This is a genomic window from Brevibacillus brevis NBRC 100599, assembly GCF_000010165.1.
GTDB lineage: Bacteria > Bacillota > Bacilli > Brevibacillales > Brevibacillaceae > Brevibacillus > Brevibacillus brevis_D.
The window spans coordinates 650,403-662,964 of record NC_012491.1 but is presented as its reverse complement, the minus strand read 5'-3'; the positions used below and the strand labels follow the sequence as shown (position 1 = coordinate 662,964).

8 protein-coding genes are annotated in these 12,562 nt (G+C 44.4%); 7 read left to right on the top strand and 1 reads right to left on the bottom strand.

Features of this window, described 5'->3' with window-relative positions:
* The first annotated feature begins 12 nt into the window (after nucleotides 1–12).
* From BBR47_RS03565 to BBR47_RS03535, 7 genes are all read left to right on the top strand, one after another.
* Complete coding sequence (locus BBR47_RS03565; protein WP_012684377.1) at nucleotides 13–1,161, top strand: hypothetical protein; 1,149 nt, start codon at nucleotides 13–15, stop codon at nucleotides 1,159–1,161.
* Between the two features lie 20 nt (nucleotides 1,162–1,181).
* Nucleotides 1,182–4,001 (top strand): discoidin domain-containing protein, encoded by a 2,820-nt coding sequence (locus BBR47_RS03560; protein WP_012684376.1) that lies wholly within the window; start codon nucleotides 1,182–1,184, stop codon nucleotides 3,999–4,001.
* Nucleotides 4,002–4,062: 61 nt separating this feature from the next.
* Nucleotides 4,063–4,836 (top strand): hypothetical protein, encoded by a 774-nt coding sequence (locus BBR47_RS03555; protein ID WP_041749225.1) that lies wholly within the window; start codon nucleotides 4,063–4,065, stop codon nucleotides 4,834–4,836.
* Between the two features lie 3 nt (nucleotides 4,837–4,839).
* The gene (locus BBR47_RS03550; RefSeq protein ID WP_012684374.1) at nucleotides 4,840–7,446 is read left to right on the top strand and encodes a hypothetical protein; all 2,607 of its coding nucleotides are present in this window, start codon (nucleotides 4,840–4,842) and stop codon (nucleotides 7,444–7,446) included.
* Nucleotides 7,446–10,376 carry a carbohydrate-binding protein gene (locus tag BBR47_RS03545; RefSeq protein WP_012684373.1) on the top strand — a complete coding sequence of 977 codons (2,931 nt, stop codon included), beginning with the start codon at nucleotides 7,446–7,448 and terminating at the stop codon, nucleotides 10,374–10,376. The genes BBR47_RS03550 and BBR47_RS03545 overlap by 1 nt, the downstream gene beginning before the upstream one ends.
* A gap of 133 nt (nucleotides 10,377–10,509) precedes the next feature.
* Nucleotides 10,510–10,863, top strand: coding sequence for a hypothetical protein (locus BBR47_RS03540; RefSeq protein WP_012684372.1), 354 nt, complete (start codon nucleotides 10,510–10,512; stop codon nucleotides 10,861–10,863).
* A 178-nt stretch (nucleotides 10,864–11,041) separates the two neighbouring features.
* Nucleotides 11,042–11,329, top strand: a complete 288-nt coding sequence (locus BBR47_RS03535; RefSeq protein WP_012684371.1) for a hypothetical protein — start codon at nucleotides 11,042–11,044, stop codon at nucleotides 11,327–11,329.
* 91 nt (nucleotides 11,330–11,420) lie between these two features.
* Here BBR47_RS03535 and BBR47_RS03530 read toward each other — a convergent pair whose 3' ends face one another.
* Nucleotides 11,421–12,557 (bottom strand): M20 family metallopeptidase, encoded by a 1,137-nt coding sequence (locus BBR47_RS03530; protein ID WP_012684370.1) that lies wholly within the window; start codon nucleotides 12,555–12,557, stop codon nucleotides 11,421–11,423.
* Nucleotides 12,558–12,562: the final 5 nt, after the last annotated feature.

Here is a 12,562-nt window from a genome sequence, read left to right as displayed (position 1 = left end):
GGAGGTACTTCTATGAGTGTAGTTTCTCGGCGTAAATCGGGGTTTCTCTTCGAGGATTCTTTCGATACTCTTACCCTCGATTCCAAGTGGAACATGACACCAAATGACTCTTCAAGGTGGTCGCTATCTGACGCACCAGGCTCGCTCCGTTTAAAAGGCGGAGCCGAGCCGCTTCAACTCTTTTTAGACACACTTACCCCCGTGAAACAATTCGTCCTCGATATGAAAAATTCATACAATCCGAAAGCTTCCGGAAGCACAGGCGGATTGACTGTTTTCATAAACCACAATGACTTTTTCCACGTCGAAGAGTATTACGATGCATCGCAAGGCACTGCGAAAACCTTCCCCTGGCTTCGATTAATACGCGACTACAATACCTATACCGCGTATTGGTCCGAGGACGGAGCCATCTGGCACATCATCGGTTCTGAGGAATTCAACCGCCTTGCTCCCAAAATCGGTATCTTTCTCAACAGCAGCGCTACAGACGACTATCTGGACATAGAACACGTCCGCGTTTTCTCCCTCCCCACTCTCACAGTCTCAAACCTCTCCCCCGGCATCCGCGTGGAGCTGCTCGATTCCACAGGAGCCGCTGTCGACTCTAAAACGTGTCGGACAAGCCAAACATCCATTCACTTTGATATGACTCAGCATCCTATTCCTTTCACTGGCTCCCTCCGTTTTGCGGAAGCAGACGGAAAAACAATCATTAGCTCCAGCGACCAGATGGAAATGTGGGGCGGGGACGAATACGACTTTTCTCCCTCGCTCACCCTCTTTTTTATCGATGGCGAAGGAAAGGAAGTCCACCTGCAAGACAACACGGAGGAGTTTCTCGGTCATATGCTTCAAGGCCAATATAGGGAAGTGAAAATGATCGCCCGAAATACGATGCATCATGGGACTTTTACAGGTATCCAAGGGGTTCTCACCTCCTATGCAGGTACCGATCAGTACAAGCGGCTAGTAGATGTCGCTACAGACAAAAACGGCGTGCCTGGTACGTGGGGCGACGCCTTCACCCTGCCAGATACTGCCGCAGGAAATGAACAAGTTTTCTGGACACGGATTTCCCGTGAGACTGATCCATCCCTCGTAGATAAAACGACGCATGTCCATTTTGGGCTCAATTTGTCCGCCGTTTATACCAAATAAATCGAAAAGGAGCTGAACATATGTCGGTCAGAATCACCCGAACAGGCACCGAAGTCGTCCTGGATCATAATGAGTTGGCCAACAAGGGAAAACGTACCCACGCCGAAATCGACTCCTACCTCCAGGAGCTGGATGATGCCAGAGAAAATAAACCGAGCTTACAGGATAAATTCCGTGAGCTAAAAGACAAAGACGCTGAACAGGATCGTCAGCTTGATGCCGTGAAAGGTGCTGTTTCTACCTTTCAAACGGGGCTGAATACGTTATCGTCAGCGGTCAGTGCGGCAGAAGCGAAAAATCAGACGCAAGATCTCCGTCTGTCACAAGTCGAACAAAAAAACGCACAGCAAGACCAAGCCATTTTAAAGCTGCAAAGCGATGTATCCTCTAACCCGAACGCCGAGGTGGTCGCTGCACGCCGGGATCGGGATGGGAAGACCTTTCCCAGTCTGAAAGCTCGGTTGGATGATATGCAGGGGAAGATTGGTTCTGGGGGGGGCGGGGGAAATAATGGGGGAGCCTCGAGCAGCTCCTTTGATTTACAGACTCCTATCAATATTTTGCTGAATACCTTCCGTGATGCGGAAACACATAACAGACCCGCCTATCGTCAAAACAACATGTATGTAGATGTATTTAGCGATTCCTCAGGAATTGATATCGAAAAGTCATCTTCTTTTGCGATTAAAGATGGTATTGTCTCACCCGGGCTTTACGATACAAACATCATCATGTCCAGTCCAACTGAACCTGCCCCTTATCACGTAACCTCGTCTAGTGAAACATCTGGTTACCCTGGATGGATGGGAATCAACGGAAATGTAACGGATTCCTTTTATACAGATGGAGCGATTCCTCCGGCAGAAGGTCATTGGTGGCAAATTGACTTTTTCGTCCCCAAAATTATTACTAAGGTCGCAATACGAGCTATTGGAATCTCAGCTGGACAGTACGGTCTTGCCACGTTTACTCTGCAAGGTTCACAAGACAATACGAATTGGACAGATTTATACGTAGGATCTCATGCAAACACAGGTTCAGAGTTAGAACACAGCTTTACGAATACCTCTGCATACCGCTATTACCGCCTGGCCAAGCTTCGGAGTTATCGCAGTGCAAACACGATAATTTATACCGGTTGGCACGAGATTAAATTCTATGAAATTATTGACGCTGTTACTCTCGTGACTAAGGCAGTTAATGTTGACCGCTCTCCAAAGAAGCTTATTACAACTGCGGAGTATACTGACACAGTCACCTTTGACCTGACCCTGGATGGAACAACTTGGGTACACAACATCGATTTAAACAAGCTACTCGATACCTCTTCACTAAAAGGTACAAACCTCCAATTACGAGCTAACATTCCAGCTACAGGCAGTTTAAAATCTTTAGGATTTACTTGGTATGACGATAGTATGCTTGTTGAGATGCCAGGTAAAGAAGGCGGAGGCGGGGATCGTAGCAGTACCAAACCGTTAGTAGACGTTGTTGCCGCTACGAATATTTTGCGTAATGCTTATCGCACTTTGGAAGGTGCGAATCAGGGAGCATCAGTTCGGCATAATTTGTATGCTGATACATTTGTAGATACGTCTGGAATTGATGCCTCAAAGTCCGAATCCTATCAAATTGGAAACGGAAAATTCATCAAATCAGCTGGCGCCGTTTATAGCTGGCAAACACTAGGTGTACAGACTGCTTCTTCTGTTGGAGATTACAACAATAAAAATACTACCTACCGACCATTCAAAGCAAATGGCACCACATCAAACTATTCTGTTGAAAAAATCGCAGATGATAATGCCGCTGTATCTCCAGGCGGATATTCTGATTACTGGCTTCAGAGTGGTACAAGTGCTGACTTATTCATGAAATGGGTAACACCCGTAGAAGTATCCAAAATTATTCTTTGGATGAACGGCAATTATGGAGTGGATCACAACTATTGCGATCATCAAATTTTCGTAAAAAATCCTTCAACAGGTAATTGGGAGACTGTTACCCCAAGGATTAATCTCGCTTCCAAGACAGATAAAGGAGTACATGGCGACGGTTCATGGCACTACCCCGTAATCCTGGATTATCTCATTAATGAGGTCAAAGTAACGGTATGGAATAAAAGCACCTACATGACTATTACTGAAATACAAATACTGCAAGCATCTGCTAAAAATCCTGTCATGGTTTCCAAGCCAATTCCATTGGCAAAAGCTCCGACCCATCTTGTGCTGGATGCAGAGTACGAGGGCAATATCAGCATTGATTTGTCACTCGATGGAGGAACCACGTTCACAGCTGGTGTTCCTTTGAATCAGCTAGTTGATTTAAGTACTTTCTTACCAGGTAATTCTCTTGTCATTCGAGCCAACCTTAGTGAAAAAGCAGTCCTCAACAGCATTGGCTGCATTTGGTATGACAAAGACACTCTCCCCACCTATACAGATACGGTAGGCGGTAGTTCAGGGGGTAACGTACCTGGCAACGGTAATTCAATGATGCAAGTAGAAAAGTATGGAGTTACCGCCTCACCTGCTTCTCCCTCCGAAGTAAATATCACCATCCCCTACACTTCTGACTATAAATTACCCCCTATTGAGGTTTTGAAATTTACTCCTGGTGAACAAAATTGCACTGAAGAAATTGCAGCCTTTTCTAGTAACGAGGCCACTAACTTTGACCATGACAATTATATGGAGCTGGATGGTACGCTACGGCTTAAAACTGACTACTCAATTGAATTGATAGAAGACGTAGTGCTTCCGTCTGGTAATAGAGTGTACTCATTATCCCTTGATGTGAATCATTTTTCTCGTATAGAGCAAATCAAGGTGAATTGAATATGGATGAGAGATCAATTTAGTATTACGAAAAGTTCAATGAATTGTTGAGGTGAAAAAAATGCCCCTTCCAGCAACAAACGGACAGTTACGATCAAAAGTTTCAGATATGCAGATCGGTGACTATGTAAAGTGTTGGTACTCCTTCCATGGGACTAGTGGGAGCCTGTCTGATAGTCCAGCAGGGATATTAGTTGGGTTAGGGACAGATACATTCTCTACGGCTGAAGAAAAGCCATTAGCAGGAGAGTCCACTACTAACAACTCCAAATTATTTTATTTTGTGAAAGTTGCCAAAGGATTGCTGATCGCTGATAGGGTGTGTCAACACTCCATCTCTTGGGATGCCCTGAATGCAGGGAAGGTGATACAAGGGAATCCCTATTCGTTTAGTACAAGCTCGAACATCTCACAAGGCTATGCTTCGAGTGAAAATATTTCAGGTACACTCCGATCTCTCACAGGTGGAGTAGCTTATGCAGATGCAAATGAAAATAAAACCTTAGATGCCAGATTGAGCAATGGAACATGCTTTCCTGTGAATAACGAATATGATAAGTACTTAATGGGATTTCCTCAAAGTATGATAAAAAATGGATATACAGTAGATGATGTATTTCATTACAAAGTACGTTTTACAACTACGCAAGATACCACTATGACAGGTTCTCGTATATCAAGTACAGGAACTATTGAAGTTCAAGACAATACTTGGCGAGTTGGAAGGGGAAGTGAGGATAATTTCCCAATATGGAAAGGTTTAGGGATGGGTAAAACATCAATTGCATATGCGAGTACAGGTTTTCGTCCAGTATTTGAATATAAGGAGGTGTAATACATGGCTACAGTTGGAGATCAATTAGCTGCACCAGAGTCAGGATGGAAGCGATATGATAACACTTATCCGTCTATTGCCTATAACGGAACATGGACGAAAAGAACAGGATATGCAGGTAGTTATGAATTAACAGATACCTACACTTCAACAGCAGGAGACACGGCAACGTTTGACTTTGTAGGAACAAAAATCCGTATCATATCTTTTTTCTGGAACAACTTCACGGCATATGCGAAGATCACGATTGATGGGGTTGCTCATACATTTAGTGAAAGAAGTGCTGCAAATACTCCACAAGTCATTGTTTTTGAAAAAATAGGATTGTCTGAAGGCAAGCACCGTGTTGAGCTGAAATTGAATTCTGGGACAGATTATCTTGGAATTGATGCCATTGATATTGATGATACAGGATCTATTGAATTTCCTATCGGCGTTCAATTAACAGCACCAGCTCAAGGTTGGAAAAGGTATGACGACGGTGATCCATCTATAAAGTACTTGGGAACTTTCGTAAGAGAATCAAATCAAAGCTTTTATGGTGGAGCCTCCAACTATGCAACAAGTGCAGATTTTAAGATAAAATTTAATTTTATTGGCACTAAAATCAGAATAATAGGTAACATGTACCAGAACAAATTCACTAACGTTCCAATAACGATTGATGGTACCACTGAAGCATTCAGTCAGTATGGCGATTTAAAGTTTCAGGCTTTACTGTACGAAAAAAAAGGGTTAGACAATAAAAAGCACACTGTAGAGATTACACTTCCTTCATATTCAGGAAGTATTGGTTTTGACCCAAATAACATGAACGTGAAGAACATACAGATTGATGCCATTGATATTGATGCTGATGGTAGGATTCTCCACCCTGATGAAGTAGTAGATGTAAAAGATTTAACTGTTGGAAAACGTATTCGTTTTAACTACTTGGCACCTGCTGGTGCGTTTGGAAGCATATCTATCGGAAAAGAAATGGCAGGACTTCTTCCCAATGTTCCTGCAACAAGTGCAAATGGTGATGGGTATTTCATCATGTACGGTACAAATCACAAAGGTGATAAGTTACTGATGGCTGACCGCAATATCCAAACCATTTCATGGGATTCCTTAAATACAGCGGGAATTGCAAGCGGAAGCGGACTGCCAATAAAAAACCTGCACACCATTCCAGGATTGTCTGGGTATTCTTCTGCTGTGTGCAAAGTTTCTGCTTCAACAGAGTATGACACAGCAAGTTATCATGCATGGAAGGCTTTTGACGGATCAGAGTCTACGTACTGGACAAGTACTGCTGCTACTGAAACAACAGAAGAGATTTTAAAGATTGAGTATTCAACACCAACAAGAATTACTTCGTATTATCTATATACCATATATAGTCCGAAAAAATGGTTCTTCGAAGCTTCTAACGACGGAACTTCTTGGGATATCTTGCATAACGGAAATGAAGTATCAAGCTGGCACGGTCTTAAAAAGACCTTCTCATTCAAAAATGATAAAGCTTATACACAATATCGCATCAGAGTATCAGAACGTTACGTATGGAACGGACTTTATTATGTCGGCTTTTATACCGCCCAGTTGTTCACATCCTCTGATAGAGAAATAACATTGCGACTGCCGACAGGCGGAGTAAATGCATCGGATAAAGACAACGAATGGGATAAGTACATGACCGATGACCAGATCTGGAATAATGTAAATCACGGTTCATGGACCAGTACGACCGATCAATCCAATTCAAAGGCCCGCGTGATTCGAGGTTATAACGGTCTTCAAAACTGGACATCTGGTTCAACAGATCTAACAACTCCAGGCCGAGGCTTCCGTCCTGTTCTTCTGATTGAGTCAATAAACAATAATAGATTCCTCATACTAGACGGGACAGACGTAAAAACATACACTTCTTCCGGCTGGGAAACCGTTGGTACTGCTCCCCCCACAGACGAAATGTTTCTAAATAAAGGCATGCTCGGCCTCTCTACATGCGCCCCATACTTGAAAGATTTAACAGACAAATCCAACCTCAAAATCCTTGTTTCGAAACCTAAAAGAGAGCCCACGGTTGCTCATCTTACTGGAGTTCCTGTACCAAAGATCGTGAAAATGAAGAATGATACTAGCTTTCTCGGCGTTGCAAAAATCAACTCTTTAACCTTATCAGGAACAGAGAAAGGCGTTTTAAGAGTAGCAATAAGTACGGACAGTGGAACAACATGGGAAGCAAAACAAAAGAATGGCTCGTGGACAAAAGTTGATGTTACTAACCTCAGTGATTTCAAAGCAGGAGCAATGACAATAGACAATTTCAATAGCATCTCTGAATGGGATGAGAAGATTGGCCAAGCTAGAAACTTGCGATGCGCATTCTACTTCGAACAGTCATCATCCACAGATGAAACAAGCCTAGACTCCCTTACCATGGATGTAGACTTACTAGATTCTTGGGACATGGCGATGCCCGGAGTCGATTACAAATACGGGTATAACCGAAATTCCAATCTGCGAGTCCTCTTACTTTCAGATGGAGATTACAAAATAAACGTCGGCTTTGGCGGTAGCAGTGGCTCCACGATCACTGAAGTAGATGGAGGTACATTCTAATGACACTACCAATCAAACTAAAACGCGGTTTAAAAGCGAATCTCCCCTCCGCTGCTTCAGCGGGGGAGCCCCTTTTCACCACAGATACAAAAGAATTATTTATCGGTACAGGTGATGGGATCTCAGCTATTGGAACCGATCCAACTCTGGCAGAAAGAGTGGGGAAACTGGAGAAATATCGCAGTTCCGTATCTCGGACCTATACGGAAACATTTACTTCACCAAAAGTTGACATTGAGAAAACAACTGCATGGTATTCTACCAACGGTGTACGTACCTCTAAAATTCCCTCCATTACAGAGAATTTCACAGATTTGAGTGCGGTTGATCAAATTAATTCCTACGGCGTTACCTTCGACACTGAAAACGCATTGGTAAGACTGAGTAACACCCTAGAAGGAGTCGTTGTGTCTTCTGCTCTACCAGTAGTAGGAGTAGATAAGCTAACTGTTCAATCAGACTATATGCTTCCTAAAGCATTAGGTGTCACCGCTACCAAAAAAGTAACTGGGGAGAAGGTGTCAAAATTTCCGCACCTAGAACCCACTATTTTAGTTGATCGGTTAAACAGGACCTGGGTTATCAGTTTTGTCGACCGTGAAGGAATTTATGCGGTTGTAACCAATCCAGATGATTCTCTTGCCTTTGAAGGGTATTTGTATTCGTACAGTGGAACTGGTTACTATGTGGCCTCTAGCATTACGAATGCAGTAGTTGATCATAACAACAATGTATGGATAGCAGCGGCCTTAACAAGCATGCCTGGGTTACTCATTTCAATTACGCCTGATTTTCAAGCCTTTTTAACTCCCATTTCAGTAAAAGGAAACACCAGCATTAACACCTCCACTCCATTTTTAAAACTCCATGTCGATAAAAACAACCGGATCTGGTACTCGTGGGGGTATTCCACTAATCTCTATTACGGATGCGTTAATTCAGATGGTACCTTTTTCATCCCAACTACTTCACTAGCTTTCACCCCGTCTATGGTAGTTGACAATGTTGTAATGGTTGAAGACCGTACAAAAGGCTATGTTTGTTTCATTACGCGAGGTTTCAGCATTAACACGGTAAGAGCTCTTCGATTAAATTACGATGGAACAAACCCAACTCATTTCTCTTCGATCGGTAAAGCCTCAAGTAAATGGTTAAACGCAACCCACGATGAATCAACAGGGATTACGACTATCTTATGCGTTGATAACAATGCTCCGATTGTACACCGCCTAAACTTGTCAACGGGAGCATCCACCACTTTTCCTTTGACCGGATTCATGGCCATTGATCATTCTTTACCGATTGGGTTTGTGTTACAAGACAAAATTATGCGGGTTTTTTATCATCAACAAACGGTTGGCTCTACCCGTCTTATCTCTATTGATGTCGCTACTTTATCAGTTGTGGAACCGGATACCCTCATTCAAAGCGGGACCAATACAACACGAATATCTGGCTGTATTGACGGAAAAGGTCGATTAACTATTGTCATAAATACCACCGAGTATTCTTCAAGCAACTATAGCCTGATAAAAATGTTACGTTACGATACTGTACCTACCTCTGTAACTTTCCAGATTTCCCCTGACGGTGCATCGTGGTTCCCCCTATCCCTCGGTGAGGAGCTCACCCTTCCTACTAAAACAGACCAGTTAATCATGAAGATAAAGATGCAGTCACCAAATTACGGGATTTCCCCCACAATTAGAAGTTATCGTATTTCATTAGGTGGTGCGGCAGGGGAAATCACACAAGTATATACTTCATCCACCTTACCATCGGTTACCCCCATTTCTCGTGTTACACTAACTGCCAATCAAATTCTCGATGGCGGAGAAATCCTATGGGAAGTAAGCAACAATGGTGGCGGGTCTTGGCAATCTGCTGAGTTGGGTCAAGAGATCGAATTTGCCAATCCCATCAACAGCGATCTTCGAGTTCGTGCGACTCTCCATTCTCCAGCTAGTGAATCAAGCACCCCGTCTATTCGAGATTTTACTGTAACAAGCGCCAATTTATTATTGAACCCCTCCATAGCAGACTCCAACCTCCCTCAACGAGTCATCGATCTTGAAACGAATCTACTAAAAACAAATTTCCAGCTAATCACTTACATGAATGCAACAAAATATGGATTAAAAAACATGGTTATCGATACTTTCACAGATCTATCTGGTGTAGATATCCCGAATAGCCAAGCTGTCTATGATCATACTCAAAAAAAATTCACTACTGGAATCGTAGATATCGTACCGCCCATGACTGCTAACGATGCTCCGGCCCCTTTTATTGTGAGTGCAGACAGTGTTACTGGTGGAGCTGTGTTTCACATGTTTGACCGCAACTTTGCAAGTGGCTGGAGCACAACTGCCGGTGGACATCATTGGATCAAAATCTTTCTGGATAATCCCGCTCAGATAGTCGATCGATATCTTTTATCTGGAGGCGCAAAATACGCTCCTACTAGCTGGCAATTGCAGGGCTCCAATAATAATACGACTTGGGATACACTCCATTCCGTTTCCGGTTATGTTTGGAATCAGTATGAAGGTAATGAATTTACCATTCCTACTGAAAACATCAAACCTTATCAATACTATCGATTTTACTCTACCTCCTCCCAATACGGGTCTGGCGTAACCCAAATACAGGAATTACGATTACAAAAGGCCGTAGACCAAAATCATCTACAATCAAAACCCGAGAACACCACTACGCCGCCAAATAAAATCGTGATTGTCGGAGATGAAACGGTTAATGGTGGAAGCATCAAATACCAGGCATCTCGAGATGGTGGAAATACTTGGTCAGACGTTCCTGCACAAACTCTTACGGATATTTCAAGCCAACCGGTCGGAACACAACTCGTCGTAAAAGCAATCATCACTGGGAATGCAGAGCTCAATGCGTGGGGTTACTACTATGAATAAGACAAATTAGCTCGTACAAGCATTTGATTCATTGAATTGTGGTAAAGTACAACCACCCAAACCACCGTGAGAATTTCCCCAAACTGTCTACTCTATATATAGACCTCACAAGAGAAAGCAGGTGAATAAACGGATGATCCAAACACTACTCAACTCTTCCACTCTCCCCTTGGTAGTATCCAGTGCACTGACGGCAATCGTCACTTATCTGGTTGCTCGCCACAACAACAAGAAAGAGTTGATGATAACAGACAGGCAGCAAATCTCACAAGAAAACCAGCAAATTCGCCAGGAGCTTCGTCAGGAAATGGACAAGCTTCGAGAAGAACTCCATGTTTGGCGCAACCGTTGCATGGAGCTTGAAACCATCGTGCAGGAGTGGCGAGATAAATACACGACGCTGGTCGTAGAAAGACAACAGCTGGAGTACCGTGTCAAAGAGCTGGAGACCGAACTCAAAACGTACATGCAAGCGAGGATTTCCTAGATGTTGCCGATCCTGCCGACCTCCTCCACAAGAAGTCATCCACAAAGGTGACACCTACCTGCCTTGGGGCGAAATCTCGCCTCGCGAATGAATTCCCTTCCAAATGAATAACGACTGGATGTTTTCCCCGAAGTACGCCCCGCTCTACTAGCAAAAGGAGGAACAACCTTTGATTGACATGGACCCATTCATTCACAGTCTAAGTCTGCTTACTTTTATGGCAATCTTGATTGAAGCCGTTACCGAAATTTTAAAGAATGCTTTCCCCGTACTAAAAGACCGCTTCACTTATATCCTCTCTATCCTCATTGGCATTTCGCTCTCCCTCGCTTTTCAAGTCAACCCCTTTGGTCTTGAGGGCAGCGGCTACTACGTTTCTGCCGTGCTAGCTGGTATCCTCACCAGCCGCGGAGCGAACTACCTTAATAGCTTTGTGAAAAAGCTAAATACATCCTCGAAACAATAGCCTCTCTTTTTCCACACAAAAAGGCACCTGCCCTGATGCAACCATCTTACGCATCAGGCAGGTGCTTCTTCTCTTTTTCTCTTGCTTCTCTCTATACTTCCTCTATCAACCGCGCCAACAAGGTAGCACGCGTCGATATTTCTCCCAGTTCGATCCATTCATCCGGCGAGTGGGCGTAACCACCTTTTACACCAAGTCCATCCAGCGTCGGGACTCCGCAAGCTGCCGCGAAATTGCCATCGCTGACTCCACCTGTACCCGACTCTTCCAAAGCCATCCCTAGTTCATTGATGCTAATCGATTGTGCAAGGGAAAATAATTTGCCTGTCTCTTCGGTTCGCTCCATCGGCGGTCGGCGAATGCCTCCCGTTACGCTGATGTTTGTACCGGCGAGCACTGGCGTGAGTTCGCTCATTACCTTCTCAATGCGTAGGGCCTCTTCCATCGAGATAAATCTCACGTCAATTTCAGCTTCTGCCGAATCCGCTACGACATTGGAGCCAATCCCGCCCTTGATGACGCCCACATTGACGGTTGTCCCTTTCTCGTAATCGGTCAAGGCATGCAGAAATTGCACCTGTCTCGCCAGCTCTTCAATAGCAGAGACGCCTTTTTGATGATCGACGCCCGCGTGTGAGGAAATTCCGCTGACTGCCAAGGTAAAATGGGCGCTTCCCTTCCGCCATGTTTTGAGTGCGCCGCTCGGTTCGGTTGGCGGCTCCAACACAAAGCTCGCCACCGAACGCGCGGCTTCTTCTTCTACCAGTCGGCGAGAAGTCGGGCTGCCGATCTCCTCGTCACTGTTTAATAGGAGCACGATTTTTTTATCTGCTGGCAGGCGATCCAGCTTTACCAATGCCCGCATGGCAAACATTGCTTGCAAAACGCCCGCTTTCATATCGTATACGCCCGGCCCGTACGCTTTCTCATCCCGGATCGCAAACGGTCGGCGAGCCGCCTCTCCTTCTAGCCATACGGTATCGTAATGGCCGATGATGAGGATTTGTTTTTCCCCGTTGCCCAGCGTACAACGCACCTGATCGCCATACGTCTTATTCGGGATCAGCTCTGCTACTCCTCCTGTCAGCCTTTGAAACTGCAGGGCGAACCAGCCCGCCATGCGGTCACCCAACTGTTTGTCACGAGAAGGCGAGTCCATGTTAACTGACTCTTCGAGTAACTGAAGATAGTGGGGCATATTCTCTTGTACATAAGTGTGGATTGACATAGTGC